This is a genomic window from Bariatricus sp. SGI.154, from assembly GCF_050313795.1.
Taxonomy (GTDB): Bacteria; Bacillota; Clostridia; order Lachnospirales; family Lachnospiraceae; genus CAMBRQ01.
On the sequence record NZ_JBNPMC010000016.1, the window covers coordinates 1 to 26,118 of the forward strand.

A 26,118-nucleotide genomic window follows, 5' to 3' on the forward strand; every position below is an offset into this window, starting at 1 on the left:
CAGATGGATGGTGCGAAATATAATTTTCTGGATGATTATACTTGTAGTAAAAGTAACGAGTGAAGTAGATAGGTGACGGGTATGGTAGTAATAGATAAATTTCTAGAACAGCACAGTCTTACAGAGGAAGAGTATATTAAGCTACTTGAATATTGGAACGATGAAGTAGTATTTGCTAGGCTTAAAGATGAAGCGGTCCAGATTAGAAAAACATATTATGGAAATAAGGTACATACCAGAGGGGTGATAGAATTTACCAATTACTGTAGGAATAACTGCTACTATTGTGGTATTCGGAGAGATAATTGTAATATCATACGGTATCGCCTTACTAAGGAAGAGATTCTTGCATGCTGTCAGAGCGGTTATGCTCTCGGGTATCGCACGTTTGTATTGCAGGGCGGAGAAGATCCGTGGTATAAAGATGCGTATATAGTAGAAATTATTCAAGATATTAAAAAACAATTTCCAGAATGTGCTGTTACTTTATCTATCGGAGAAAAATCATATGAGAGTTATCGAAAATTTCGTCATGCAGGAGCAGATCGATATCTGCTACGGCATGAGACAGCGGATAAAGAATTGTATCATTTACTGCATCCTACATCCATGAGCAATAAGAATAGAAAACAATGCCTATATAATTTGAAAGAACTTGGATATCAGGTAGGAGCTGGTTTTATGGTGGGAATTCCAGGACAGACAATGTCTCACCTTGCAAAAGATTTGGTGTTTTTGCAGGAACTTCATCCCGAAATGGTGGGGATTGGTCCATTTATTCCTCATCATGATACAATATATGATAGCGAAACAGTAGGAAGCTTCCAAATGACATTGTTTCTGTTGGCAGTTATCCGAATTATGTTTCCCAAGATTCTCCTTCCGGCAACTACCGCATTGGGGACGGTGGATCCGCTGGGAAGAGAGAAGGGACTTGCTGTCGGAGCGAATGTAGTGATGCCTAACTTGTCACCGATAGAGAAACGTAAGTTGTATGAATTGTACGATAATAAGATTTGTACTGGTGATGAAGCGGCTGAGTGTAGACAGTGTCTCCAAAAGAGAGTAGAGAGCGTCGGATACCGTTTGGTAGAAGAGCGGGGAGATGCGATTGGATAATAGGTAAAGAGCTTAATTATAGTTTTGTTGATAGAAAGAATAATCGTTGATTAAATAAATAAGATACCAGAGGAGCAATCTTCTGGTATTCTACTTTGTTCCTTTCAAAAAATGTGCAGATTCCGGGCAAGTGATTTCCATTATTTTCTCTATCGTCAGATGTAGAAGATGGCTTTGCTCTGTATCCGCAGCTTTATAATATACTTCTTTTCCATCTCGCCTGCTGACAATCAATCCTTTGTCTTTTAGCTGGCGCAGGTGATGCGATACTGCTGGACTTGTCATATCAACCAGTGCAGAGATATTGATAACACATTCTTCGCAGTGACATAACAACCAGTAAATACGAATTCTGCTGCTATCCCCAAGTAGCTTAAACATATCTGCAACAGTTTGAAAAGTATCTGTTTTATCTAATGTTGTTTTCAACTGAGTTACTTCTTGATTATTATGATGATGGTGAGGCAAAATATCTGCAGACATTACAATGACTCCTTTCGTTTCTTATCTGTGTGCAAGTAGATTCTACCATATTCAAATCAATTAAACAAGTGCTTAAATTTTGAATAGAATAGCCCAAATGGAAATTATATTCGCCCAAATGGAAGGTTTATTATGTTACACTATTGACTTGTATTTGCCAGAATTATATAGTGAAGTAACGTTAGTTAAAAGGTTGTTTAATTGTTCATGCGAACTCCAAAAAGAACTCGTTTAGAATGTCACGATGAACAAAGGATGCATTTGTCAGAAAAATACAACAAAAAAGCAATCATTGAATTAGTGTACTGGGAATATGTTACATTTTAGTTTTTGAAGAAAAGGGAGGGGAATAAGAAAATGAAGAATGGGCTAATGCCACAAGCTATGTGGCGGTGCTTTCAGGGTTCTTTTATGCGAGAAATGTATCGTATGAGCAAAGAGAATCCACGAAAAGTAATGGCAAAGGCCAGGAAATGCTATCAGAATATTTTAGTAGATATACCAGAATTTGAAAAAGGAGATCCTTTTCTTACGAATATTTTGAGTGCAGCAATGCTGGCATCGGTATATCTGGAATTGGAAGAGAAACCAAACCTTGAACAAGTTACCGACTTTTATCATCATGCCATGACCAACAATATGATTATGAAGTGTTTCCTTAAATTGGGTAGCAAGTACACGCCAAAAGCGCAGGCAAAGTTGAAACGACAAGGTGAGGAAAGTGTGAGGCGGTCAGAAAGAAATCCTTATACATGGTGTTTTCGTTACGAAACGGGGAGGAACATTAACTGTTACTCAGCTATTTTTACCCACTGTGGTATATTGTACTTGTTGAAGCTGTTGGATATACCAGAGATTTGCCCGGCAATGTGTACTTATGATTATGATATGGCAGAATTAAGTGGTAGTACATTTATTCGTAAATTCACACTAGCTGGTGGAGAACCATGCTGCGACTGCCATTGGACAAGAAAATCCTAAAAAAGTACTTATTGTAATAAAGAGTTCTCAAGGTAGATTTTCACAATATGAAATTTTGCCTTTCGGTGTGATGTTTGCTTTCTATCGCTATGTTTGCCCTTGGTATTTTGTTAACAGGCTGTTTTTTCATCGAAGTATTTGCAACCTGGGCAATTAGCTTTGGCATCATTTCCCTCGGTGCAATTGCAATCGGCGATTTTCCTGCTGTGGGTGCATTATCTGTTGGTAAATACTTCGCTCTCGGTGACAATGCATGGGCAATGATTGCCATAGGCGATACGGAGGTCGTCGGAAGTGCGTTTCAAAAAATCGGTGAAATTTCTACATAGGATATTACCTATGTAAAACAATCGCTCAATACGATTGTTCCGACTTACCTCTCGTGGGCAAAAGAAAAATGTTATGCCAGGAGCTTGGCATTACCATATCCGAGTTAATGAATGGTAAAGCGGATAGTAGTATTCGAGAGTTTAGCGAAGAACAAATATTAGACATGATTGGGTGGATACAGTAGCTAGAAAACAGGAAATGTACATATTTGGTATACTGTTGATAGTAATGGGAATCGCATTGTTCGCTTTTTCCAGGTTGTTTGGCGGAACAGATTTTCTGTCCAGATTAATGGCAGGGATATCTGTTGGAGAGATGTCTGTTGGAGTATATATCATTGGTCGTTCACTCGCAAAATAATAGATATATTGCTTGCTACGCTAAGTAGCATAATCAGAATTAAGTAAACTGGTCAAAAATTAGAGAGGTTTTTGTGCGATGAAATTACTTGTTTATGGAGCTGGCGTTATCGGGTGTTTATATGCGGCATTGTTCAGTGATGCCGGACACCATGTTTGCATATACGCAAGAGGACAGCGGCTGGAAATTCTAAAGAAAAATGGATTGCTGTACTCTAAGGATAATAGCATTCTGAAAGCGGAATTAACGATCATTGATAAATTGGAAGATGACGATTTATATGACTTTATTTTTTTGCCTGTCAGAGAAAATCAAGTCTATATTGCATTAAGGGAGCTAAAGAATAATTGTAGCCCTAATATTGTTACAATGGTCAACACACTGGAACCATATAGTAATTGGGAAGAAATTTGTGGAAAAGGCAGAATTGTTCCTGCGTTTCCGGGGGCGGGCGGAAGTTTTGATGAAAATGTGCTTCACGCAGCTCTTACTCCGAGGCTTATTCAGAAAACAACTTTTGCTGAGATTTCGGGAGAAAAAACGGAAAGATTGTTGAAATTGGCATCTCTCTTTAAGCAAGCTAATATACCGTATCAGATTGTTCAGGATATGCATGCCTGGCAATTGAGTCACTTGGCAATGGTTGTACCTATTGCGGATGCTTATTATATGGCAGACAACCCAGAAAAGGCGGGGTATGACGGAAAAGTGATGCTCTATACTGCAAAACAAATGCAGCGTAATTTTTCAGCACTTCATAAATTGGGAATAGAATTATCTCCGCCCAAAATGAATTTCTTTCGTCTTGCACCGGTTTCTATATTGAGCATGGGATTGAGTTTCGTGTTCAGAAGCAAATTTGGAAATATGTTCATGTATCAACATTCAATGAAAGCGCCAGATGAGATGAGGCAGCTACATGAACAGTTTTATAGATATATTAAAAGCAGTTTAGCATAAATTAAATATTGCGATAGAATCCATATGTTTTAGTCATGGAAATATTTCGAGGATGGAAATCCATAATAAAATCCCAGAGGATATTCTGGGATTTTATTTAGTTTGGATAGATCATTTTAAGAGTCTTTTTCGTAATTACCATATTATCCTCATAATTTCCCCATAATATTCCCACATTCATTATTTATACTATTTTTACACTTCACGAATGCTTACAGGAGGGATTGAAATGGAGGATAAGGAGAGAAATCCAGACATTCAGGAGAACAGCAATAATCAAGAGATAAAAAAAAGTAATTTGGATGAAAATAATGAGGAATCGGTAGTTTCTGATTTATTACATGTTCTTGGAATCAAGAAAAAATCTAAAGAACAAGGGAAAGAACAGGCAGAGAAAATATATGACGATATTACAAATAGAAATGAAGAAAAAAACTTTCAGAGAAATCAGGAGGATACGCCGCTTCAGATAGAAAATATTAATCTTGAAGAGATAGAGCAGGTACTATCTGATTCATTAGATGATTTTGAATTAAATAAAACGCCAACCAAACGCAATACAAGGTGGAAGATTATAGGAATAGCAGTGACTATATTTTGGGTCGTTGGTGGACTTGTGTGGAAGTTCCTTCCGGATTTAGTTGAGTCTCGACCTCCAAAACCTGACGTGGTGGGTTCATATAACGGTAACAATATAACTATTGATCAGTTGAATCAATTTATTGAAGTTGAATCAGCAAAAGAACAGGAACATATTTTTTGCCCAACTCATGGATATGATCATTCAAAATGCGATTCCACAGAGGAATGCGAAGTTCATCCTATTGATTCACTTAACGGTTATCAGCAAATGGTTACCAAGCTGGCAGTAGAGAAGATTGTCAATGACTGGGCGGAGAAAAAAGGAATTACAAACCGTGAAGAAGTGCAGCATGGGATGGAGGATTTGCTGAATGACGCTACGGTAGAGCAATATATGGCAGATTTGCATGAAGATAATATTGTTCCGGAATCTATTCCAAAGCTAGAAGTGCAAGAATATTACAATAAAAACCAGAAGGATTTTGATGGCAAGACATTTGAAGAGGTGGAGGATGAAATTCGCCAGACATTGTCGAATCAAAAAGATGAGAGTTTTATAAGTGATTATATTGAAGAGTTGAAAAAAACAGCAGGTCTGCAAGTCAACTTTGAAGTGCTACAAATAGACTCTCCGACGGATGAAGAGATAAAAAACTATTATAATGTTAACCTGGAACAATATCGGACGGAAGAAAAGGCTGAATACAGTGAGTTTAAAATAGCTAAGGAAAAAGCTGACATAGCGAATAAAGCGATACGTAGGATTAAAGGAGGTGAAAGTTTTCAAGATGTGGCGACAGCTTTTTCACAATCAGGGAAAGTGACAAAGGGAACTCTGACAAAAGGGACAGATGACGGTAGTACAAAAGCTGTTATCTGGGAAATGAAGGAAGGGGAAGTCAGCGATCCTATTGTGAATACAGATGGAACGGTAAGTATTCTGAAGCTGGATAAAAAGCAGGCAACCGGGACCAAACCTATTTCAGAGGTTTCGGATAAAATCAAAGGAACCCTTATGCTGGAAAAAATGGATAAAGAATATACAGAAAGAAAAAATGATATGCTCTTTTCTGTTCATAGCAGACGATACACTTTAGGTGAATTCTATACGGAATTCAAAGAACTCTCGGAAGTTTATAGACAGAAACTTTTGACTTATGAATCAAGAAAAAAACTTGTAGAGCAAATCATTGCAAAAGAACTCTTACTTGAAAAAAGTGAGGACGGTGCTTCTTCGGACGGCAGTAAAACACATGATTTTGAAGAACTGAAAATACAGTATCTTTACCAAGTCATGCATCAGGAGGAAGTGGATGCAAACTTGAAAGAGCCTACGGAAGAAGAAATTGCAAAATATTATGAGGAAAATAAAGAACTCTTAACAACGCCTGCTACTGTGGAATTGAGCATGATCTGGATTGATCAGGGAACAAATGGGGAGAAAAAAGAGCAGGCTTTGACAAAGGCAAATGAAGCGCTTGCTTCCGTACGTGATGGAGAGGATTTTGCGGAGGTGGCAAAAAAGTATTCGGAGGATTCTTCTGCATCTTCCGGTGGGGAGCTTTCTGGTACCTTCGATAAAGGTCATATGGTGCAGGAAATATCAGATGTTGTTTTTTCTCTGAAAAAGGGGGAATTTAGCGAAGTGCTGGATTACAATAAAGGATATTACATTTTTTATGTAAGAAATCGCATGGAGGAGAACCTTGCATCTTTGGAGGAATTGTCGGAAGGAATAAAGAGTCATTTACAAGAGCAGGAACATGATCGGCAGATACAGGACATGGAAGAGAAAATGCTGGAAGAGGCGGAGTTTAAAATATATAACAGAACATTAAAGAAACTTCTAAAAGAAGAAAAAAATAACACATAGACACATTTGAAAGGAGAGAAAAATGGGCAGAAAGGAAAAAACGATATTCATAACGCTTATTGCAAATATCATTTTGATTGTACTGCGGTTTTTCCTAGCAAAAATATCGGGGAGCATAGGACTGGAGGCAAACGCATGGCATTCATTTACGGATGTTTTCGTGACAAGTGTAGTATTTGCCGGACTGATGGCAGCGAGACATGGCACAGAAAAACTACGGTTGGCATCTAAAAAGTTGGAACATTTACTCGCAATTTTTGTATCAGTATTTATATTTATTATGGGAATAGAAATCTTGTCTGATGCATTAAGCGGGGAACAGACAGAGCTTAAATATGTGCCATTTGTAGCGGCTGCAGCTTTTGTCGGAGTAGCAATTAATTATTTCATGGCAAGGTACAAAATTTATGTAGGAGAGCAAACAGGGTCGTCAAGCCTTATAGCGGATGGTTACCATTCAAAAATGGATATGTACTGCTCTATAGCTGTGTTAGTGGGAATCGTAGGTTCCTTGTTTGGAATGCCGGATCTGGATAAGATCTCTGCGGTTGTTGCAATGGTATTACTGATGATATCAGGCTATGAAATATTTACATCTAATTTGTCTATGCTGCTACATCCAGAAATGGAACAGAGGACGGATGTACATATGGGACATGTGCATGGTTTTCATGGAAATAAGAAGATGATTGCCGGTATAGCTGGTGTGCTGACCGCTGCCTATCTTTTGTCCGGAATCTATTTTGTGGGTTTAGATGAAACCGGAGTTGTTCGCAGGTTTGGAGCTGTTGTGAACGAAAAAGTAACGCCTGGGATTCATTATCGACTGCCAGCTCCGTTTGAAGAGGTTAGTATTATAAAGTCAGATAATGTTCAGAAGATTGAGGTAGGGGTACAGGAACTTCTGACTGGAGATACAAACTTGGTTAATGTCAACCTAGTGGTAAATTATCGGATTAATGACACATCGGATTATGTGTTGAATGTATCTGATGCCGAGTTGCTGATTCAGTCAGGAGCAACCACAAGCATACGTAAAATAGTAGGAAAGAGTACAATTGATTATATTCTTACAGAAGGAAAAACAGATATTGAAAAAAGTGCAAAAGGGCTTTTGGAAGCTGTGATGGAAAAGAATGGTACAGGTATAGAAATTGTCAATGTACAGCTTGTACAGGCAGATCCGCCGGAAAGTGTAATGGCAAGTTTTCAGGATTTAGCAACAGCACGGCAAGATAAGAGTATATACATCAATGATGCATTGGCTTATAAAAACACGATTATTCCACAGGCCAATGCAGACGCTTATAAACTGGTAGCTGATGCAGAGAGTTATAAACAGAATAAAATCAGTACAGCGGAAGGAGATGCGTCCCTGTTCACTGCAAGACAGCAGGAATATGCGAAGTCAAAGGGGGTTACTGAGTTCCGGATGTATATGGAAGCGATGGATAAGGTCTTGCCAAATGTACAAAAGGTGCTATTAGGAGTAGGTGTTAATGTTGATAACGCAGAACTATGGATTGCAAACCAGAAGAATGCATCAACACAATCGGAGGAATAGATGTGAAAAAACGGTGGAGGTAATCGAGATGATAAAAATAAAGAAAAGAATATCTAAACATATGATAGTTGGAGGTCTGTTGACAATAGTAATTTTTGTAGCGGCTCTTGTAGTTTACAAGGTGGATGTTACTCAATATGCGGTAGTGACACAGTTTGGAAATCCGGTAAGAGTGGATGAAAATCCAGGCTTGAAAGTGAAACTTCCGGATCCTATCCAGTCAGTTCAGTATCTTGATAAGAGGGTACAGGTATATCAGACTTCTTCTATAGAACTACTAACACTGGATAAGAAAAGTGTGGCATTGGATTATTATGGAACATGGAAGATAGTAGACCCGATAGCATTCTTGAAAACGGTGAAAAATCAAGTGGGTGCAGAATCACGGCTTATGGATGTATTTTCTTCAAGTCTAGGAGTGCAAATGGGAAAATATAATCTGGAACAGCTTGTTAATACAGATGAACAGAAATTGGAACTAGATAAAATGACAGAAGAAGTAGTGGTATATGCGAAAGATCAGGCGGCAGATTATGGAATAGAAGTTGTGGACGCACAGATTCGTGTATTGAATTTTCCAGAAGCAAATAAGCAAAGTGTCTACGACAGAATGAGTGCAGAGCGGGAACAGATGGCACAAAAATATCGTGCAGAAGGAAGTGAACAAGCGTCAAATATACGTTCTGATGCAGAAAAAGAGCAACAGCTTATTTTAGCTGAAGCTTATAAAAAAGAGCAACAAATCAAGGGAGAGGGTGATGCGGAAGCTATTAGAATTTATGGAGAGGCATTCCAGAAAGATCCTGATTTTTATGAATTTATCCGTACCTTGGAGACTTACGAAAAAACGATAGATGGAAATACTACTTTGATATTACCGTCCACGGCGGAAATCTTGAAGTATCTAGGTGGTAGTTCAAAATAAGGCGAGGAGGACAGGCTATGTGGAAACGAAAAAAAAGAGTTTCCCCAGATAAAAAAGGCGAAAGCTTCTTAGAAAAAGGGAAGAAACTAGCTGGAAAAATAAATGGAAAAGAAGGCCGAACTGTGAGAAAAATTACAGTTATAATAAAGAAGATATTCCGAGGAACCGGTGGGAATACTATAAATGATTTGAAAAATGCATTTGGTCATATTAATCCTAGAAAAGCGATTCTGGCTGTTGGAGGTGCGGTAGTTGTTATATATTTGCTAACAGGAATATATATTGTTAGTCCTGGAGAACAAGCTGTCATTCGACGATTTGGAGTGGTGCAGGTACAGCCGGTGGAGGAAGGATTACACTATAGATTACCATTCCCGATTGACCAGGTGCAAAAGGTAAATGTATCAGAAGTAAGACGAGCTGATGTAGGGATGTCGCTACCGGAACATGTACATCAGCCAGAGGAAGAACCGCAGGCGATTCAGTTGTTAACAGGTGATGAGAATATCATTACGACACAGGCAGTTGTTCATTATAAAGTAGTGGATGCAGCCAAATTTTTGTATAACATCAATGGGAGCAGTGAGCAATTGGTACGTTACAGTGTTGAATCTGCTCTTGTACGAATGATGGCAAACACTGCCGTGGATGATGTACTAAGTTCGGAAAAGGTTGTAGCACAGAACAATATTTTGCAAATTGCACAGAATATTTTAGATAAATATGATTCAGGTATGCAAATTACGGCTTTTAATATTAAGTCAATTGTTCCACCGGGTGAAGTATCAGATGCCTTCTTGGATGTTACAACTGCAAAAGAGGAGAAAGAAACAGCTATTAACGAAGCAAATGGTTATTCTAACAGCTTGATTCCACAAGCGCGTGCTGATGCAGAGAAAAAAATTTCTGCGGCGGAGGCTTATAAGGAAGAACAGATTTCGCGCGCAACAGGTGATACTGAAAAATTCCTGAGTATGCTAAAAGAATACCAGAATAATTCTGCAATTTATACGGAGGATACGACAAAATACAGATTGCTTCTGGAGACATTGGATAAGATTCTTCCAACAGTAAAGATGTATATTGTTGATTCATCAGGTGGTAATGTGGATGTGAAACTGTTTGACCCGAGTCTTCAAAGTGGTATGAATATTACAGATAGCTCTGGGGTGCAAGCACAGGATTCGGGAAATTAACATATAAGCAATTCCATCGGCATGCATAAAATAATATGTCTGATGTTTATATAAAGGGGCAATAGATGGGAAAGAAGGGGTTTGAGTAGATAGAGATTATGCAACCACATGTTTTCAATCCCATCTGCCCTATGAGATTTCATTATTGTGAAATAGTTTTAAACTAATACATACAGAATAACCTTGGGTAAATTATCAAATTGATAGAGAGGAGGATAGTAAGGAAGATCTAGTACTGCCATTGGGAATTATTCCATGACAGTACAGACCATCATTATGCTGTTATATAAAGAGATTGTAATTTTGGTGATAATAGTGTTTGCTATAGTCATGATTCTTATTGGGTTTGCTGTTATCATGACGAGGTATCACATACTTAAAGGGAGTTTGGAAACAGACGATAAAGAATACATGATGAAGATTACAGTTCCAGAAGAACGGATGGATAAAATAAATTTTGATGTAGTTATAAAACAATTTACCATATCGAAGGAATTGATCATGATAAGGACATCTGAAAAAAATAAAAGCTGTGAATATTATTATCATGTATTGATTAAGTCAAAAGCTGAAAAACAGGCTTTACTGACAAATATATATAAAATGAGTGGAGTATTGGAAGTAAGATATAATAGAGACCATAAAGATAATTAGCTACTGTCTGATTATCCTTATGGTCTGCTTTTTATTAAGAAATATATATTTTAGTGAATGTTGGAATGAATTCTTCGATATTCCAACGGAAGCATTTGGTATACTTCATGAAAAGCTGTAGAAAAGCGGCTCTGGCTTGTATAACCGACTGCTTTAGCAATCTGTGAGATGCTGTTATTGGTTTCGGTAAGCAGTATAGCAGCTTTTTCTAGTCGGTGCTCTCTCATGTGTGCAGCAAGAGAATCTCCATATACTGCTTTAAATACAGATTTCAAAGTTGTAGGGTTCATTAGATACTGTTTTGATAACTCTTCAATTGTTATCCGGTGGTTTATGTTCTGTAAAAGGTAATCATGGATTTGGCGGATAATTTCCACCTGTTCCGACTGGTATTTCCCTGGTTCTTTTCCGGAAGTGATTTTAAATTCACTAAGATAGAGAAGTAGCTCGAGGGATTTCAATATGAAATATTGTTTCCTGAGATTTTCGGATAAATTATAAAATCCAGAAAAGATTGCTTCTGTTTTTTCATTGCCTGTAAGTAAGGAGAAATTTCCACGAGAGCAAAATTTTTCCGAAAGCATCTGCCCTGTTATTTTTGTCCCTCTTAAGAGTTCTGGGGGTGCCTGATCAAATTGTGAAAGATCAATGCAGACAGTAAGTCCTTCATAATGACCGCTGGGCAGAGTCATGACGGAACCGGCGCATAGTTGCCTTGTGTGAAGTGAGAAATCACCAGGACCAAGGTAGATGGAACGACCGTTTTTCATATTCCAGCCGATTCGTCCATAGCGACAATAGTTAATTTCCAAAAGTTCCTTTTCTGGTTTGTGGTTACAGGAAATCTGTTCTGCTAAATAATCTTGAAAAATAATAGTAATTCCAGTCAATAATTTCCATGAAATTTTTTTGCCCTTACCATTTGGAAGCGTATCAAGGTGTTCAGAACAGACAGGAGTATCTATGCAGGGATATGTCTGTTCAAAAAGGATTCCGTCCGGGATATTTATGAGTTCATTCTTGATTTGTGTAATATATTCGTTATACAAAAGGCACCTCGTCTTTCTGATAATTAATAGTCAGATTATCAATATCTACTGTTTAAAAATATCCTTTTTAGAAATGTTTTTATCCATTTTGGAAGGGACTGTCTGCAACCTGTTGACTTCCATTTGTGCAGTAATTATACTACAAACATAACAATTAAACAAGTGCTTAATGGTTAAATCTAAAAAGTGAAAAGGAGAATTTGTAATGAAGAAAACCTATAAGATTGAAGTTGATTGTGCCAACTGTGCTAATTTAATGGAAGATGCAGCAAGAAAAACAGCTGGTGTTGCTTCTGCTACAGTTAATTTTATGACTCAGAAGATGATTGTAGAGTTTGAAGAAGGCAAGGATGCAAAGCAGGTAATGAAAGAAGTTTTAAAAGCCTGTAGGAAAGTAGAACCTGACTGTGAAATTGAGATTTAGTTAGAAGCAGTATTTTATGGCGCTCCGGATGCAGAAAGCGGAAGGGGCGCTGATTTGAAGTATATAATTCAACAAATAAGCAAATATTAAATTGAAAGGAGGCTTCGTTATGACAAAGAAGCAGAAAAAAATGCTGGTTCGGATTCTTATTTCGGCGGTCATGGTGGTAGGTTTAAAACTCCTGCCGTTTAATGGATTTATAAATATAGTACTTTATATGGCGACATATTTGGTGATTGGCTATGATATATTACGGAAGGCCGGAAAGGGAATTGTGAACGGTCAGGTGTTTGATGAAAATTTTTTGATGGCTGTGGCGACAGTCGGTGCTATTGCACTTGCTACTTATGAAAAGAGTGGTGATTATAGTGAAGCAATTGCTGTTATGCTGTTCTATCAAGTAGGAGAATTGTTCCAAAGTTACGCTGTGGGTAAAAGCCGCAGAAACATTACTGCCCTCATGGACATCAGACCAGATTATGCAAATATTGAACGTGATGGGAAGTTGAAAAAGGTTGATCCAGATGAGGTTGGTATTGGAAACGTGATCGTGGTACAGCCGGGTGAAAAAGTTCCTATTGATGGAGTTATCATAGAAGGAACTTCAGCTTTGAACACCAGCGCACTTACCGGAGAAAGCATGCCAAGAGAGGCCGGTGAGGGAGACGAGGTAATCAGTGGATGTATCAATATGACAGGGGTACTGAAAATCCAGACTACAAAAGAATTTGGAGAATCAACAGTTTCTAAAATCTTGCAGCTAGTGGAGGATTCTAGCTCTCGTAAGTCACATTCGGAGAATTTTATTTCTAAATTTGCAAAAATTTATACACCAGCAGTATGTATTGCTGCACTGTTGCTGGCAGTTTTACCACCTGTTTTTAATTTAATTACAGGAAATGCGGCAAACTGGGCAAACTGGATTTATAGTGCGCTTACATTTCTTGTAATTAGCTGTCCGTGTGCATTAGTAGTTAGTGTGCCACTCAGTTTTTTCGCTGGAATAGGTGGAGCCAGCAAAGAAGGTGTTCTGATTAAAGGCTCAAATTATATGGAAACATTATCCCAGACGAAAGTTGTAGTTTTTGACAAGACAGGGACACTGACTCAAGGAGTATTTGAGGTGAGCGGTATTCATCACAATGAGATGGAGCAGGAGAAACTTTTAGAATACGCAGCTTTGACAGAATGTTCTTCCTCCCATCCGATTAGCAAGAGCCTTCAGCGGGCCTATGGAAAAGAAATTAACCGTAGTCGTGTGACAGATATTGAAGAAATCAGCGGACATGGATTGATCGCAAAAGTAGACGGCATTGAAGTGGCGGTCGGTAATCCTAAGTTGATGAAAAGGCTGAATATTCCGTATGTGGACTGCCATTCAGTTGGAACTATCATTCATGTAGCAATTGATGGGGCATATGCTGGTCATATTGTAATCTCTGATATTGAAAAGCCAAATTCTAAAAAGGCAATTGCGGAATTGAAAAAAGCTGGAGTTGAAAAGACTGTTATGCTTACAGGAGACGCAAAGAGGGTTGCTGAAAAAGTTGCTTCTGACCTTGGCATAGATGAAGTCCACAGTGAATTACTGCCTAGCGATAAGGTTACTCAAGTGGAACGATTGTTAGAACAGAAAGGGAAAAAAGCGAAGCTAGCTTTTGTAGGCGATGGCATCAATGACGCTCCGGTGCTTGGACGTGCCGACATAGGAATTGCTATGGGAGCAATGGGATCCGATGCGGCTATAGAAGCAGCAGATGTGGTATTAATGGATGATGATCCAATGAAGATTGCTAAAGGGATTAAAATTTCTAGAAAGTGCATCTCTATAGTTTATCAGAATATTGTATTTGCTTTAGTTGTAAAATTTGTTTGCCTTGGTTTGGGTGTGGTTGGTATTGCAAATATGTGGATGGCAATTTTTGCTGATGTAGGGGTGACAGTAATCGCAGTATTGAATGCAATACGTGCTTTGAGAGTACACAATCTATGATAATTAACGATTAATGTTTGACTTGTAATAAACTTAAATATATAGGCGCAGACACCAAAAGACTGCGCCTTTTTTAGGAGAATAAATATACAAATGAAAAATGTATACGATACGGTTCAGGTTGATTATAGTCAATTGGCTGAATTTTTTAAGGTGTTGGGTGAACCTACAAGGCTTCAGTTACTTTTTTTGCTGTCTGACAGAGAAATTTGTGTCAGTGAGTTGACAGGTTATCTCAATGCATCACAGTCTACGGTATCCCATCAGTTAAATATATTAAAAGCTCATAAACTCATAAGAAGACGCAGAGAGGGCAAGCAGATATATTATTCTGTATCTGATTGCCATGTGAGTTTGGTTACCAAGTTAGGAATAGAAATTGTTACAGCCCGGAAATAGTGAAAGTTTATTAGCTTAATCTCCACATAATCCCCACATCATTCTGATATAGTAAAACGAACAAGATTAATTAGGTTACATGTGAAAATATTCCTATATGAGAGGTGAGATTATTTTATGGAAAGGCGAATATTTATGATTCAGGGACTGAACAATAAAGATTCTGCAGATAGGATATGTGAGGAACTAAAGAAGATTGTAGGAATAAATAAAATAGAAATTTATTTTGAGACGGGGCAAATGATTCTTGAAGCAGATTACGTATCTATGCCGAGGATTATAAATGCGATTATTACCATCACATCTATATTGGACTATAGAGTTACGATTATAGAGGTAGATTGAAGCGAGGACAGGATATGGAACTAATGGAAAGTACAAAAAAAAGGACGGTATTGATTGTAGATGATGAGATCAAGATTACGGAAGTGTTGGAAGCATATTTAAAAAATGCAGGATATCAAACAAAGTCAGTACATAGTGGACAGAAAGCAATAGAGGCGGCAGAGGAACTGAAGCCGGATTTGATTATTTTGGATTTGATGCTACCGGATATTATGGGAGAAGATGTCTGCCAGATGATTCATCAGAAGCAGGATATACCTATCATTATGTTGACTGCAAAAATAGAAGAAAATAATATGGTCAGGGGTCTGCAGATTGGTGCGGATGATTATATTGTTAAGCCTTTTAGTCCAAGGAATGTATTGGCCAGAGTAGAGACGGTGTTAAGGCGCACTCAGAAAAGGATGGAGGAAAATAAGCAGGATGTTGTAATCATAGGAAATCATTATATTACAGTGGATTTTACATATCGGAAGGTAGAAAAGCAGGGGGAGGAAATCCATCTTACACCGACAGAATATAAAATTTTTGAACTATTGGTTAGGTCACCAAACCGTGTATTTAGCAGGGAACAGATTATATCTTATGCATTGGAGGATGAATTTGCGGGATATGATCGGAGTATTGATACTTACATAAAAAGTATACGACAGAAAGTGGAACCAGATGGAAAGATGCCTAGATATTTTGTGACAGTGTACGGTGTTGGATATAAATTTGTGTTATAAGAGGTGAATATGAAAACCATTAAGAGTAAATTGATTTTGACATATTCTTTGATTTCTATTGCCGTCATCTGTTCCATTGCTGTTGCGTTTATATTTAATATGGAGAGAGAATTTGAAAATTATGCTAAACGACAGCAGGAACAGAGAATATCCAATATCGTGAATGAATTACAGGACTTATATGATGCGGAAACTGGAAGTTTTAGTCAGGAACAGGTAGAAGTTATAGGAAATGCTGCAATGCAAAATGGGGTTTTTATCCATTTGGAAACAAAAGGTGGAGAAATGGATTGGGATATTCAAACACACAAGAGTGAAGAATGTCAACTTGTTTTAGAACATGCTGAGAGTAATATGCGTAGCAGATATTTTAATTTTCAGGGTAAATATCAGGAAGAAATATATACTCTGTCTTATGAAAATAAAAGCGTTGGAAAACTTACGGTTGGCTATTATGGACCGTATTCTTTTTCTGATGAGGAACTGCGTTTGATGAATAATCTCAACATCTGTTTTGTAGTTATTGGTGGGGTGTTTGTTGTAATAGCTATTATAATGGGAGGAATCATGGCACGAAAAATAGCGGAACCAATTTCAGATGCTGTCCGGGTGGCGGAAAAAATAGCGAATGGTGAATATGGAGTAAAGTCTTTGGTAACAAGCCGTACTGCAGAGACTCAACAGCTGATTACTGCAATTAATGAAATGTCGCAAACATTGAAAAAAGAGGAAGAACAAAAGCAGCAGATTACTGCGGATGTAGCTCATGAGCTTAGGACACCCTTAACCAACATACAGAGTCATTTGGAAGCGATGATTGATGGTATATGGGAGCCAACAGGAGAACGTTTGGAAAGCTGTAGAGAAGAGATTCTCAGACTGTCAGGGATTGTGAAGCAACTCCAGGAACTGTATTTGTTGGAGAATCGGAAGGGAATACTTAGATACGAGGATTTTGATTTTTATGATATGTGTAAGCAGTTATACTACAATTTTGATGTTCAATTGGATAAGAAAAATCTGACATTTAACTTGTGTATAAAGCATGGCGATATAATTTGGGGAGACAGGGCGCGTATTATGCAATGTATGGTTAATCTAATTGGTAACGCAATAAGGTATGCCGAACCCCAAACAGCCATTTGGATAAGGTATTTAGAAATGGATTATATGATTGAAATCCAAGTAGAAAATATAGGAAATCCAATTCCCAAAGAATGTCTGCCACATCTGTTTGAGCGCTTTTATAGAGTAGATAAATCGAGAAATTCAAAAACTGGAGGAATGGGGATTGGATTGTCAATAACAAAAGCAATTGTTGAACGACACGGTGGGAAAATTTGGGCAGAAAACAGAGACATAAGAACCTTATTTTTTATTACTTTGCCCAAAAGAATAGAAAAAGAGGCGAAGTTATGAAATGAAATGTAGAAAATTAAAGTTAATATATTTTTTACTGAGTAGTATTTTATGTATGATGCTTCTTGGAATTGTACTGGCTATTTATGAAAAAAAGGTGGATGAAGAAACAATGGGATGCGGAATATCCATATATGGAATGGATATTTCGAAATGTACCCTGGAACAGGCAGTAAAAGAGATTGAAGAGACATTTCGAAATAAAGAAGTTGTTTTCCAGGAAAATGGGAAAAACATATTTGAGACGACAGTGGGAAATATGGGATATGCACTGGAGCCGTCTTTATTGAAGAAAGAACTTTTGAAAATAAAAAAACAAAGAGACCAAAAGCGTGGCCTGATTGAAAAAAGAAAGAATTATTCGATAGAGTATGAAATTAAAATGGAAAATAAGTTGGAAGATGTTTTGAATATCGAGGATTTCAATTTAGGAGAACGAATAGAATCATCAGATGCTTATATCGTTTACGACAAACAGAAAGAAGCATTTATTTTAGTGGATGAAATACAAGGTAATCAGATTGACAAAAAGAAGTTGGTTGAACAAGTGTATAATGCTTTAGCAGAAGACTTTGAAGAACAGCTGATCTCTAGTCGTTTAGAAATAAAAATAAATCGTCAGGTATATCAGACAGCTGTATCATCAGAAGAAAGTGATCTAAATAGAAAATTAGAAGAATTAAACAGACAGCTTTTGCAATACCGGACAACAACGGTTTCTTATATATTTGGCGATACTGTCGAAGTTTTGGACAATGAAAAAATATGTTCATGGTTAATTGTCAGTGGGGACAGTATAAGTGTTAAGGAAGAAGACGTAGTAGCTTTTGTTAAAGAATTGTCTTCAAAATATAACACAATGTACGTGCCTCGTTCTTTTAAGACTTCTTTTGGAGAAAAAGTAATTATCAGTGGAAATGAATATGGTTACTGGATTGACAAAGATGCGGAATTGCAGAAGTTGTTAGAAGATATAAAGAGTGGTAGTGATGTAAAACGAGAACCGGTTTACAGTAAACAGGGGTTGAGGAGGAACGGAAGTGATGATCTTCAGGGAAGTTACATAGAAGTAAGTTTAGATAAACAATATTTATGGCTTTATAAAAATGGAAAGCTTGTTACAGAAACAGATATTATCAGCGGACTTCCTAGTGAGGGATTACAGACGTATCGTGGGTCATGGCCAATTGCATATAAAGCAAGGCCATTTACACTGAGCAGTGATATTTATGGATATGAGGTAGAAGTGGAATATTGGATGCCGTTTGTGTATGGACAGGGACTCCATGATGCGGACTGGCAGGATGCATTTGGTGGCGAGTTATATAAGACAAAGGGAAGTCATGGTTGCATCAATCTTCCTAAAGAACAGGCAAAAATTATTTATGATACGATTGAAGCAGGTTATCCGATTATTATTTATTGATGAATAGATACAATAACTTTTTTAAATTTTTGTTGAAATAGAACCTTAGGGATATCACATGATTTGAAGTGAAATAGTGGGTGGTGGTGTTGAAAGAAATGATAGAGATTGTAATGAGGAAGATTGGAAAGTCGGGGAATATTACAGAGACTGTTCTGGTTTCATTGCCAAATGCAGAATCCGCTACAATGACTCATGATCCCAATATACTTACTTTCTCTCAGTTGGAAATTCATCTTCAGAAACAGATGATTTTCCAAAATGGTAGATTTATTTCTCTTTCTCATTTAGAGTTTCAGACCCTTTCTTATCTGGCATTACATCCTGGATGGGTGATTTCAAAAGAACAGATTTATGAAGCTGTCTGGAAAGAAGATCAGGAATATTGCGGAAGTGCTGTGGCAAATGTGATCAGCCAGATTCGAAGAAAAATTGGAAACGGTTATATAGAGACAGTGATAAACAGTGGATACAAATTTGTTGGGTAAATTGAAATCTAAATCCTAGAGTCAGGGATATTATTTTGCTTAGAGGTTGCGTTTTCCTTTCCTATTACATACAGAATAGTTAAGCATATTTCAAAAAGTACACAATTTGGAATATGGAAAAAGAGACGTGAATTTTGTACCGAAATGTATGGATAATTCCTTTTGGAATATTCCAGAAGAAATGCCTACATTTTGGAACATTTGCAGAAGGGAGAGTGCAAAATGGCTGTATATGGTTATCACAGGACCAGCACTAGGGACCAGCATCTTGACAGAGGAATTCAGGAGATACGGCAATTCTGTAAGGAACACGAAATGGAGCTGAAAAATATCTTTACGGATCAGCAGACAGGAAAGAATTTCAACAGACCAAGATACACTGTGCTGGTAGAAGATGTTCTGCGGTCAGGAGATATTTTGATTATTACGGAATTGGACCGGTTGGGCAGGAATAAGAAGGATACCATGGAGCAGATTCGACAACTGCAGGAAATGGGCGTGCGGCTAATGGTTCTGGAGTTGCCGACTACATTGATGGATATGTCAAAAATGGATAACACCATGGCTTGTCTTATGATGGAAACCATCAATAATATGATGCTGGAACTTTATGCTTCTATGGCACAGGCAGAAATTGAGAAAAAAGAAAAGCGCTAGAGAGAAGGCATAGAAATGAAGAAGCTCCGAGGAGAATGGGATGATTATGGAAGACCTGCAGCAATCGGAGAAGATAAGTTTGATGCAGCATTTTCAAAAGTAATTGCCGGAGAGATTACACCGACAGAGCTTCGGAAAGAATTAGGATTATCCCACACGACGTTTTATCGCTATCGAAAAAAATATTTAGAAAAACATCCTGAGATTTTGCAATCATCAGATTAACGTCACTATTACTAAGTATAAAAGATAATTTTTCAGGAGGAATAATAGAATGAGCGAGAAACGAGAAGGTAATCTTTTTTATGACAAGGAAAGTGGACGTTATGATATCCGATTTGGAATGGAATCATATTATGGCGGTCTGCATTGTGGAGAATGTTTTGAAGTAAAAATTAATGATGTCTGGGTGCCGGTCCGGATTGAAATGGATGAAGACTGGTATCTGGTGGGACTGCCGCTGAAAAGGCTTGATGGATTAACCGTCCGGATGTGAAAGGAGTTTCAGATGGCAGCCGTGCAGAAAAGGAAGTATGAAAAACCAATGATAAAGTTTGTGACAGATATGAATATTATATTGGAATGTCTATATGAGGTGTACGGACAGGAGGAACATCATGTACTTGAAGGGAAGGATATTCAAAAAACGATGATTTTTCCATTTCTGAAGATGTTAGAGAATCAGTGCAATGGAATTACTGTAAGAGTGATACATAAACAATTATGGGAAATCTATATAGCGGATCAATCAAAGGAACAGTTTATCAGTAATGCAGAGTCTCTTTTGAAACCGTTGAAACGAGCGGAGGAAAATGTGAATGTACTACAATAATTACAGAAAATCATGTGGAAACAGGCTGTTGAATAAGAGAATACCGCTATCGGATCAAGAGATCAAAGAACAATATATGGTGGCTTTACAAAAATTGTATGAGCAACATGATTTGGGAAGCATCTTATTTCTGCGGATTGCTGCAGAAACCGGATTAAGAATGCGTGATATTTATGATCTGAAACCCTCCGAGATAGTTGTTAGAAAGATTCATAAAAAATCATTGAAGACTGGTAAATACGAAAACTATCCGTTGATTTCTGAAGAAACAGAAAAGATTGCAGAACAATTAGTGGGGCTTCAAGGCAGATTTTTTAGCAGGGATTATCAGTATTATATAACTGGGATTAAAAGACAGTTCAGTGATCCTAATATGAAATTACTTTACATTGTACAATACAAAAGAAATAAGAATAGGGTTGAATGTTGTGCATGAATCCCAAATGAAAAAGAAATGGATATTTCCATCAGATAGTAGTATGATAAAGATAGTAAAGATTTTCCGTGGAGAAAGGGTGATGGTTATGGCATTGGCACAGGCTACAAAATCTCAAGAAGCAACTTATACAATTGATCATGCAATGGATGTTCTGCTGGCAAAGCTGGACGAGGCGATTGACGATATGGAAAATGGCAGAGTGCAGACCATCGAGGAAGCCTGGGAGGAAATCGACGCAGTATAAGGAACGCAAATGGAAAATAAGAAATACCGTGTTGTAATTGCTGAAAGCGGTAAGCGTGATGTGAAAGAGAAAAAGAAATATATTCTCCAGCATTTCAAATATCGTGAATATGCAGAAAGCTTTTCGCAAAAGATAAAAGCAGCAGCAATGCAATTAAAAGTATTTCCGACAGGATATGAAACGACAGGGTTTCAGTATCGAGGTTACAATATCTATATGAAGCCACAAAGTAATCATTTGCTGTTTTATACTATTGATGAAAGAACTGCAACGGTTACAATTCTTCGTGTGCTTCAGGATGGTATGGATTGGGAATACATAATAAAACGCTGGATAAAGAGAAATTCATAGAGGATAAGGCAGCATTTTGTGCTGTCTTTTTCTATCAGTGATCTTGCGAAACGAGGAGAGATTGGAATGTGTGGACGATATTATGTGGATGATGATACAGCCAGAGAAATAGAAAAAGTGGTCCGGGAGGTGGATGAGAAACTGAGAAGAGAGCGCAGGGGTGATATTTATCCCTCTCAGTCTGCAACTGTGATCACCGGAAGGAAACCACATCTTCTGGCAGAAGAAATGTTATGGGGCTTTCCGCAATATCAGAAAAAAGGGCTGCTGATTAATGCAAGAGCAGAAACAGCTCTGGAAAGAAAGTCGTTCCGGGATAGTGTGATGCACAGACGCTGTATCATTCCGGCAAAGCAGTTTTATGAATGGGATCCGGATAAGAATAAAGTTACTTTCCTGAGAGAAAATCAGCCGGTCTTATTCATGGCGGGTTTTTACAATCGCTTTCAGGATGAAGACCATTTCATTATCTTAACTACCCAGGCAAATGAATCGGTCAGTCCTGTGCATCATCGGATGCCGTTGATTCTGGAAAGATCCGAATTGGAAGATTGGGTATATGAAGACACGTTTTTGGAATATGCACTGCATAAAAAGCCGCCACAGTTGGCACGAAGGCAGGACTATGAACAACAGAGTTTATTTTTAATGTAAAAGGAGCCGTCTGAATTTAATCAGGCGGCTCGGTGTTATTTTATGGCATTTTTGGTTAAGCACACAGGAGTTCCTTACGATCCCGAGAATAAAAGTATGCATGATCTGAAAGAATTTCTTCTGGGATGACCATTGTTTCATTGACTTCCCGAATGATTTCGTTTAATTCCATGCAGTCAGTATCAGAAGCTTTTAATAACAGAACTTCATGTACGCTGCTGGGAATGACAAAAAAATCATCCTGTAATGTTTTACCGATTTGATTCATGAGATCATCATACAGTGTACAGATAGCACCGTGTTGTCTTATAGCATTAGAGAGTATGAACAATTCTGATTTCATGACACAATCTCTGTCTGAATCTATAAACTCATTTGAGCTAGGAAAAGCATTTTGCAGAAAATCAGACATAGGTGTGAGTTCAGCAGGAAAGACACGAGGAGTGTTTTTTCTTGCATCTGAGAAGATGGTATTTAGATCTTTTCCCCAGGTCTTTAGATGTTCATTTCGAATCAGAACCGTTGCCATTCTACTATCCTTACAGTCCAAAAGTACATAAAAGACAATTGCCAGATCCAAATAAGGAATATGCGGTACATCTTTTAGTAGCGACTGATTTGACTTGAAATTGACTAATTTGTAGAGGAGCTTTTCTTGAAGTTTTTCATAATTGAGTAGCATTTCTGTGTCCGTAAAGGAAACATCTGCCGCCTGGTGATACAGCTCAACAATATCTTCTGCAATCAGTGAAAGAGATTTTCCGGTCAGATAGAATTCATACCATTCGTCCAGATACAAAACAGGGCTTATATTGGATGTATCATTGGAAAATTCAATTCCATGCTTCAGGGTGTTATTGTTCTTAGTCGTTGTGATAGGATTCAGGCTGATATGGGAATCAAGCCTGCTTTCCAGTTCTTTGAGTAATGTTTCTTGAAATTCGTTGTAATTCATAAAAATCTCCCTTCTGGTAAATTATTGGGCAATCATTTTTGTGAATAATTCGTTTGTCCTTCCCTCCTTCCTGCATTTAGGCAAAAAAAGAGAATGGACACAAATGCGTTCATTCTCTAATATGCTGCAGATTCCTGCAAAATAAAAAAGCCAGAAGGCTCTGCTCTGTGATGGCAGAGAAATCCTCCTGACTTATATACAAACCTAAACTGCGTGTGAATATCCATTACGGATGACACAAATAATGATTACAAAATTATTTTAACACTATATATAGAAGATGTCAAATGATCAAAAACTATATATTGTATATACGGGGAATTTATAACATCAATGATTGTAAAAAATATCAGATGAGGTGTAGATTCCATATTTTCACTCTTGTAAAAAGAATACCAGTTCGATATAATAATTTAAAAGGAGGCGAACATAAGTTTGGATAAAGTGATTTTTCATATTGATGTGAATTCAGCCTTCCTTTCCTGGGAGGCTGTTTACCGCCTCTATCATTTAGGAGGAAAAGTAGATCTGCGGGATGAAGTAGCTGCTGTCGGAGGTGATATGGCCATGAGGCATGGAATTATCCTGGCAAAATCAATCCCGGCAAAGAAATATAATATCAAAACCGGCGAGAGTATTGTGGAGGCACTTCAAAAGTGTCCGCAGCTTAAATTGGTTCCTCCGAATTATAGTTTGTATGAAAGATGTTCCGCTGCTTTTATGGAGATCCTTCGGCAATACTCTCCGGATGTTGAGCAATATAGCGTGGATGAGGCATTTGTTGATATGACCGGCACCGAAAGTTTGTGGGGAGAACCGGTCACTGCAGCCAACCGTATTCGGAATCAAATCAGGGAAGAATTAGGATTTACGGTGAATGTCGGGATATCGGAGAATAAACTGCTGGCGAAAATGGCAAGTGATTTCCAAAAGCCTGACCGAGTCCATACCTTATGGAAGCATGAGATTGAAATGAAAATGTGGTCGCTACCGGTAACGGATCTGTTCTTCGTTGGGCGAGCTACTGCAAAGAAATTGTTTCATATGGGAATCCATACGATTGGTGAGCTGGCACAGTCTGATCCGATTATGCTGAAAAGTCATTTGAAAAAGCATGGAGAGGTGATTTGGGCATTTGCGAACGGGATGGATGTTTCTGTGGTTCAGTCAGAAGCTCCAGCAAATAAAGGATATGGAAACAGCACCACCATTGCTTTTGATGTTACAGATGTATCTACAGCCAAGCTGGTTCTCCTTGCTTTGGCAGAGACAGTTGGAACCAGACTGCGGGCGGCAGGCGTCCGTGCAGAGGTAATCGCCGTCGGAATCAAAACATTTGATCTTCAGTATGCAAGCCATCAGATGACATTGAATAATGCAACCAACATTACGATAGAAATCCATCGTTGTGCATGTCAGCTCTTTGATTCTCTTTGGAATGGGAAAGCAATCCGGCATCTGGGCATTCATACCAGCAGGATTAAGGATCATATGGATATGCGGCAGCTTGATATGTTTGATACAACGGATTATGAAAAGCTGGAGCATATGGATGCAACTGTAGATAAGATTCGGATGCGTTATGGCAGGGATTCTTTAAAACGGGCAGTATTTGTAGGAAGCAGGATTGATCACATGTCAGGTGGTATCAGTCGGGAAAAACGTACAGTTGATTATAAGAAAGTAAAGGTAGAATAGGAGGTGTCATTTGATGGGATTTTCAATCGGTATGGAAGAGGAAAAGCTTCAGGAGCAAGCAATTCGGGGAGTGCCACATAAGGTTGCAGCAGACTGCTGGTTTACCAGCACCGGTAAAATGATCCCCAGAATGATAAAATATGAGGATACTGAGGGAGCCAGGCATTTACTGAAAGATATTGAAGTGCTAAAATCTGATAAGAAGCATTATGCGGGTATTCTGATGTATCGATATGACTGCAGAGCAGTTGTGAATAATCGGATGCAGAACTTTATCCTATGTTACCATCCGGAAAATAATACGTGGGATATGATATTCCCGGAATAGAAAGGAGTACAAAAGATGAATCCATTTATAGATTGCCCTGTGTATGAAACAGAGCATTTTATTATAAGAAAACTTAAGCGAGAAGATGCAGAGGCATTATTTTCCTGCTATTCAGATTCGGATGCGGCAAGATTTTTCAATGGAGATTGCTGTGGGGATGATTTTTATTATACAGATTTGGAAAAATTCAAAGAATGTGTAGAATTCTGGCTGGAGCGGTATGAAGTACAGGATTTTGTACGCTGGAGCATCCTTGACAAAGAAACCAATTATCTGATAGGAACAATAGAGATTTGTCCTTCTTTAAAATATGCAGTAGATGGGAAACGTATGGGGATTTTGAGAATAGATTTAAAATCTGACTACGAAAGACAGGAAGTGTTAAACGAACTTATGAGTATCCTAATTGAACATGCTTATGATGATTTTCAGGTTTCATCGTTGCTCATGAAAATTCAAAAGGATGCTGAAGAAAGGAAGACGTTGGTTAAAACATATCAGTTTGTTACAGCGAAAGATGAATGTAATATTTCTTTTGAGGATTACTATATCAGGTACAAATAAAAAGAGCCGTCCGGATAGGCGACTTGTATACTGTAGATTTGATTCGAGTTCAATATAGAGATGAAGTGCTTTGGAGCAATATTGTTCAAGAAGTAATC

At 37.9% G+C, this 26,118-nt stretch carries 31 protein-coding genes; 28 read left to right on the top strand and 3 right to left on the bottom strand.

Features of this window, described 5'->3' with window-relative positions; translation table 11 throughout:
- Nucleotides 1-81: 81 nt before the first annotated feature.
- Entirely contained in the window at nt 82-1,119 is a 1,038-nt protein-coding gene (gene hydE / locus ACQRBN_RS08820) for a [FeFe] hydrogenase H-cluster radical SAM maturase HydE (protein WP_347375389.1), read from the top strand.
- Between the two features lie 90 nt (nt 1,120-1,209).
- Here the strand turns inward: hydE and ACQRBN_RS08825 are convergent, their stop codons facing one another.
- On the bottom strand, nt 1,210-1,602 hold the full coding sequence (locus ACQRBN_RS08825) for an ArsR/SmtB family transcription factor (RefSeq protein ID WP_235251057.1): 393 nt from the start codon (nt 1,600-1,602) through the stop codon (nt 1,210-1,212).
- A 357-nt stretch (nt 1,603-1,959) separates the two neighbouring features.
- Here ACQRBN_RS08825 and ACQRBN_RS08830 point away from each other — a divergent pair, with 357 nt between their 5' ends.
- The 8 genes from ACQRBN_RS08830 to ACQRBN_RS08865 all read left to right on the top strand — a co-directional run bounded on the left by ACQRBN_RS08830 (nt 1,960) and on the right by ACQRBN_RS08865 (nt 11,027).
- Entirely contained in the window at nt 1,960-2,583 is a 624-nt protein-coding gene (locus ACQRBN_RS08830; RefSeq protein WP_235251222.1) for an L-2-amino-thiazoline-4-carboxylic acid hydrolase, read from the top strand.
- Nucleotides 2,584-2,657: 74 nt separating this feature from the next.
- Nucleotides 2,658-2,912 (top strand): hypothetical protein, encoded by a 255-nt coding sequence (locus ACQRBN_RS08835; protein WP_235251223.1) that lies wholly within the window; start codon nt 2,658-2,660, stop codon nt 2,910-2,912.
- Nucleotides 2,913-3,351: 439 nt separating this feature from the next.
- Entirely contained in the window at nt 3,352-4,233 is an 882-nt protein-coding gene (locus ACQRBN_RS08840) for a ketopantoate reductase family protein (protein ID WP_235251227.1), read from the top strand.
- A gap of 229 nt (nt 4,234-4,462) precedes the next feature.
- Nucleotides 4,463-6,688: a peptidyl-prolyl cis-trans isomerase gene (locus ACQRBN_RS08845; RefSeq protein WP_347375390.1), complete on the top strand. Its 2,226-nt coding sequence runs from the start codon at nt 4,463-4,465 to the stop codon at nt 6,686-6,688.
- A gap of 22 nt (nt 6,689-6,710) precedes the next feature.
- Nucleotides 6,711-8,252 carry an FtsH protease activity modulator HflK gene (gene hflK / locus ACQRBN_RS08850; protein ID WP_235250995.1) on the top strand — a complete coding sequence of 514 codons (1,542 nt, stop codon included), beginning with the start codon at nt 6,711-6,713 and terminating at the stop codon, nt 8,250-8,252.
- A gap of 28 nt (nt 8,253-8,280) precedes the next feature.
- Nucleotides 8,281-9,177: a protease modulator HflC gene (gene hflC, locus ACQRBN_RS08855; RefSeq protein ID WP_235250994.1), complete on the top strand. Its 897-nt coding sequence runs from the start codon at nt 8,281-8,283 to the stop codon at nt 9,175-9,177.
- A gap of 17 nt (nt 9,178-9,194) precedes the next feature.
- A complete protein-coding gene (gene hflK, locus ACQRBN_RS08860; protein ID WP_235250993.1) occupies nt 9,195-10,373 on the top strand; it encodes an FtsH protease activity modulator HflK in 1,179 nt (392 codons plus the stop codon).
- Between the two features lie 255 nt (nt 10,374-10,628).
- Nucleotides 10,629-11,027 carry a hypothetical protein gene (locus ACQRBN_RS08865; RefSeq protein WP_427738640.1) on the top strand — a complete coding sequence of 133 codons (399 nt, stop codon included), beginning with the start codon at nt 10,629-10,631 and terminating at the stop codon, nt 11,025-11,027.
- A 50-nt stretch (nt 11,028-11,077) separates the two neighbouring features.
- Here ACQRBN_RS08865 and ACQRBN_RS08870 read toward each other — a convergent pair whose 3' ends face one another.
- Nucleotides 11,078-12,076, bottom strand: a complete 999-nt coding sequence (locus ACQRBN_RS08870) for a helix-turn-helix transcriptional regulator (protein WP_427738641.1) — start codon at nt 12,074-12,076, stop codon at nt 11,078-11,080.
- A 205-nt stretch (nt 12,077-12,281) separates the two neighbouring features.
- On the opposite strand from ACQRBN_RS08870, the gene ACQRBN_RS08875 reads away from it, so the two are divergent.
- From ACQRBN_RS08875 to ACQRBN_RS08950, 16 genes are all read left to right on the top strand, one after another.
- Nucleotides 12,282-12,500, top strand: coding sequence for a cation transporter (locus tag ACQRBN_RS08875; RefSeq protein ID WP_235250825.1), 219 nt, complete (start codon nt 12,282-12,284; stop codon nt 12,498-12,500).
- 109 nt (nt 12,501-12,609) lie between these two features.
- Nucleotides 12,610-14,493 (top strand): heavy metal translocating P-type ATPase, encoded by a 1,884-nt coding sequence (locus tag ACQRBN_RS08880; protein WP_235250827.1) that lies wholly within the window; start codon nt 12,610-12,612, stop codon nt 14,491-14,493.
- Between the two features lie 93 nt (nt 14,494-14,586).
- Nucleotides 14,587-14,892, top strand: a complete 306-nt coding sequence (locus tag ACQRBN_RS08885; RefSeq protein WP_235250829.1) for an ArsR/SmtB family transcription factor — start codon at nt 14,587-14,589, stop codon at nt 14,890-14,892.
- 117 nt (nt 14,893-15,009) lie between these two features.
- A complete protein-coding gene (locus ACQRBN_RS08890; RefSeq protein ID WP_347375393.1) occupies nt 15,010-15,237 on the top strand; it encodes a hypothetical protein in 228 nt (75 codons plus the stop codon).
- A gap of 23 nt (nt 15,238-15,260) precedes the next feature.
- On the top strand, nt 15,261-15,965 hold the full coding sequence (locus ACQRBN_RS08895; RefSeq protein ID WP_235250833.1) for a response regulator transcription factor: 705 nt from the start codon (nt 15,261-15,263) through the stop codon (nt 15,963-15,965).
- A gap of 9 nt (nt 15,966-15,974) precedes the next feature.
- Nucleotides 15,975-17,384, top strand: a complete 1,410-nt coding sequence (locus ACQRBN_RS08900; protein WP_235250835.1) for a sensor histidine kinase — start codon at nt 15,975-15,977, stop codon at nt 17,382-17,384.
- A 1-nt stretch (nt 17,385) separates the two neighbouring features.
- Nucleotides 17,386-18,810 (top strand): L,D-transpeptidase family protein, encoded by a 1,425-nt coding sequence (locus ACQRBN_RS08905; RefSeq protein WP_347375394.1) that lies wholly within the window; start codon nt 17,386-17,388, stop codon nt 18,808-18,810.
- Between the two features lie 98 nt (nt 18,811-18,908).
- Nucleotides 18,909-19,298: a winged helix-turn-helix domain-containing protein gene (locus tag ACQRBN_RS08910; protein WP_235250839.1), complete on the top strand. Its 390-nt coding sequence runs from the start codon at nt 18,909-18,911 to the stop codon at nt 19,296-19,298.
- Nucleotides 19,299-19,520: 222 nt separating this feature from the next.
- Complete coding sequence (locus ACQRBN_RS08915; protein WP_331472909.1) at nt 19,521-19,955, top strand: recombinase family protein; 435 nt, start codon at nt 19,521-19,523, stop codon at nt 19,953-19,955.
- Nucleotides 19,956-19,970: 15 nt separating this feature from the next.
- Entirely contained in the window at nt 19,971-20,180 is a 210-nt protein-coding gene (locus tag ACQRBN_RS08920; RefSeq protein ID WP_331472910.1) for a hypothetical protein, read from the top strand.
- A gap of 49 nt (nt 20,181-20,229) precedes the next feature.
- Nucleotides 20,230-20,451 carry a DUF5348 domain-containing protein gene (locus ACQRBN_RS08925; RefSeq protein WP_154322120.1) on the top strand — a complete coding sequence of 74 codons (222 nt, stop codon included), beginning with the start codon at nt 20,230-20,232 and terminating at the stop codon, nt 20,449-20,451.
- A 12-nt stretch (nt 20,452-20,463) separates the two neighbouring features.
- Nucleotides 20,464-20,787 carry a hypothetical protein gene (locus tag ACQRBN_RS08930; protein WP_235251277.1) on the top strand — a complete coding sequence of 108 codons (324 nt, stop codon included), beginning with the start codon at nt 20,464-20,466 and terminating at the stop codon, nt 20,785-20,787.
- Entirely contained in the window at nt 20,774-21,223 is a 450-nt protein-coding gene (locus tag ACQRBN_RS08935) for a hypothetical protein (protein WP_235251278.1), read from the top strand. Before ACQRBN_RS08930 ends, ACQRBN_RS08935 begins: the two co-directional genes overlap by 14 nt.
- Nucleotides 21,224-21,266: 43 nt before the next feature.
- Entirely contained in the window at nt 21,267-21,470 is a 204-nt protein-coding gene (locus ACQRBN_RS08940) for a hypothetical protein (protein ID WP_235251279.1), read from the top strand.
- A 9-nt stretch (nt 21,471-21,479) separates the two neighbouring features.
- A complete protein-coding gene (locus tag ACQRBN_RS08945) occupies nt 21,480-21,821 on the top strand; it encodes a type II toxin-antitoxin system RelE/ParE family toxin (RefSeq protein ID WP_235251281.1) in 342 nt (113 codons plus the stop codon).
- A 66-nt stretch (nt 21,822-21,887) separates the two neighbouring features.
- A complete protein-coding gene (locus ACQRBN_RS08950) occupies nt 21,888-22,475 on the top strand; it encodes an SOS response-associated peptidase (protein WP_235251282.1) in 588 nt (195 codons plus the stop codon).
- Between the two features lie 55 nt (nt 22,476-22,530).
- Here ACQRBN_RS08950 and ACQRBN_RS08955 read toward each other — a convergent pair whose 3' ends face one another.
- Nucleotides 22,531-23,430, bottom strand: a complete 900-nt coding sequence (locus tag ACQRBN_RS08955) for a DUF5688 family protein (protein WP_347375395.1) — start codon at nt 23,428-23,430, stop codon at nt 22,531-22,533.
- Between the two features lie 429 nt (nt 23,431-23,859).
- Here ACQRBN_RS08955 and ACQRBN_RS08960 point away from each other — a divergent pair, with 429 nt between their 5' ends.
- The 3 genes from ACQRBN_RS08960 to ACQRBN_RS08970 are packed head-to-tail and all read left to right on the top strand — an operon-like array spanning nt 23,860 to nt 26,020.
- On the top strand, nt 23,860-25,128 hold the full coding sequence (locus ACQRBN_RS08960) for a DNA polymerase Y family protein (protein WP_427738672.1): 1,269 nt from the start codon (nt 23,860-23,862) through the stop codon (nt 25,126-25,128).
- 13 nt (nt 25,129-25,141) lie between these two features.
- Complete coding sequence (locus ACQRBN_RS08965) at nt 25,142-25,456, top strand: hypothetical protein (RefSeq protein ID WP_427738642.1); 315 nt, start codon at nt 25,142-25,144, stop codon at nt 25,454-25,456.
- A gap of 15 nt (nt 25,457-25,471) precedes the next feature.
- Nucleotides 25,472-26,020: a GNAT family N-acetyltransferase gene (locus tag ACQRBN_RS08970; protein ID WP_320813684.1), complete on the top strand. Its 549-nt coding sequence runs from the start codon at nt 25,472-25,474 to the stop codon at nt 26,018-26,020.
- Nucleotides 26,021-26,118 lie beyond the last annotated feature (98 nt).

Excerpts from the sequence above, each read along its gene's own strand:
- hflK (WP_235250993.1), top strand. The coding sequence starts at position 9,195 with ATGTGGAAACGAAAAAAAAGAGTTTCCCCAGATAAAAAAGGCGAAAGC.
- ACQRBN_RS08865 (WP_427738640.1), top strand. The coding sequence starts at position 10,629 with ATGACAGTACAGACCATCATTATGCTGTTATATAAAGAGATTGTAATT.
- ACQRBN_RS08905 (WP_347375394.1), top strand. The coding sequence starts at position 17,386 with ATGAAATGTAGAAAATTAAAGTTAATATATTTTTTACTGAGTAGTATT.
- ACQRBN_RS08900 (WP_235250835.1), top strand. The coding sequence starts at position 15,975 with ATGAAAACCATTAAGAGTAAATTGATTTTGACATATTCTTTGATTTCT.
- ACQRBN_RS08935 (WP_235251278.1), top strand. The coding sequence starts at position 20,774 with ATGTACTACAATAATTACAGAAAATCATGTGGAAACAGGCTGTTGAAT.
- ACQRBN_RS08910 (WP_235250839.1), top strand. The coding sequence starts at position 18,909 with ATGATAGAGATTGTAATGAGGAAGATTGGAAAGTCGGGGAATATTACA.
- hflC (WP_235250994.1), top strand. The coding sequence starts at position 8,281 with ATGATAAAAATAAAGAAAAGAATATCTAAACATATGATAGTTGGAGGT.
- ACQRBN_RS08840 (WP_235251227.1), top strand. The coding sequence starts at position 3,352 with ATGAAATTACTTGTTTATGGAGCTGGCGTTATCGGGTGTTTATATGCG.
- ACQRBN_RS08920 (WP_331472910.1), top strand. The coding sequence starts at position 19,971 with ATGAAGAAGCTCCGAGGAGAATGGGATGATTATGGAAGACCTGCAGCA.
- ACQRBN_RS08880 (WP_235250827.1), top strand. The coding sequence starts at position 12,610 with ATGACAAAGAAGCAGAAAAAAATGCTGGTTCGGATTCTTATTTCGGCG.
- ACQRBN_RS08930 (WP_235251277.1), top strand. The coding sequence starts at position 20,464 with ATGGCAGCCGTGCAGAAAAGGAAGTATGAAAAACCAATGATAAAGTTT.
- ACQRBN_RS08970 (WP_320813684.1), top strand. The coding sequence starts at position 25,472 with ATGAATCCATTTATAGATTGCCCTGTGTATGAAACAGAGCATTTTATT.
- ACQRBN_RS08875 (WP_235250825.1), top strand. The coding sequence starts at position 12,282 with ATGAAGAAAACCTATAAGATTGAAGTTGATTGTGCCAACTGTGCTAAT.
- ACQRBN_RS08825 (WP_235251057.1), bottom strand. The coding sequence starts at position 1,602 with ATGTCTGCAGATATTTTGCCTCACCATCATCATAATAATCAAGAAGTA.
- ACQRBN_RS08915 (WP_331472909.1), top strand. The coding sequence starts at position 19,521 with ATGGCTGTATATGGTTATCACAGGACCAGCACTAGGGACCAGCATCTT.
- ACQRBN_RS08890 (WP_347375393.1), top strand. The coding sequence starts at position 15,010 with ATGGAAAGGCGAATATTTATGATTCAGGGACTGAACAATAAAGATTCT.
- ACQRBN_RS08955 (WP_347375395.1), bottom strand. The coding sequence starts at position 23,430 with ATGAATTACAACGAATTTCAAGAAACATTACTCAAAGAACTGGAAAGC.
- ACQRBN_RS08945 (WP_235251281.1), top strand. The coding sequence starts at position 21,480 with ATGGAAAATAAGAAATACCGTGTTGTAATTGCTGAAAGCGGTAAGCGT.
- ACQRBN_RS08950 (WP_235251282.1), top strand. The coding sequence starts at position 21,888 with ATGTGTGGACGATATTATGTGGATGATGATACAGCCAGAGAAATAGAA.
- hydE (WP_347375389.1), top strand. The coding sequence starts at position 82 with ATGGTAGTAATAGATAAATTTCTAGAACAGCACAGTCTTACAGAGGAA.
- ACQRBN_RS08885 (WP_235250829.1), top strand. The coding sequence starts at position 14,587 with ATGAAAAATGTATACGATACGGTTCAGGTTGATTATAGTCAATTGGCT.
- ACQRBN_RS08925 (WP_154322120.1), top strand. The coding sequence starts at position 20,230 with ATGAGCGAGAAACGAGAAGGTAATCTTTTTTATGACAAGGAAAGTGGA.
- ACQRBN_RS08845 (WP_347375390.1), top strand. The coding sequence starts at position 4,463 with ATGGAGGATAAGGAGAGAAATCCAGACATTCAGGAGAACAGCAATAAT.
- ACQRBN_RS08895 (WP_235250833.1), top strand. The coding sequence starts at position 15,261 with ATGGAAAGTACAAAAAAAAGGACGGTATTGATTGTAGATGATGAGATC.
- ACQRBN_RS08830 (WP_235251222.1), top strand. The coding sequence starts at position 1,960 with ATGAAGAATGGGCTAATGCCACAAGCTATGTGGCGGTGCTTTCAGGGT.
- hflK (WP_235250995.1), top strand. The coding sequence starts at position 6,711 with ATGGGCAGAAAGGAAAAAACGATATTCATAACGCTTATTGCAAATATC.
- ACQRBN_RS08940 (WP_235251279.1), top strand. The coding sequence starts at position 21,267 with ATGATAAAGATAGTAAAGATTTTCCGTGGAGAAAGGGTGATGGTTATG.
- ACQRBN_RS08965 (WP_427738642.1), top strand. The coding sequence starts at position 25,142 with ATGGGATTTTCAATCGGTATGGAAGAGGAAAAGCTTCAGGAGCAAGCA.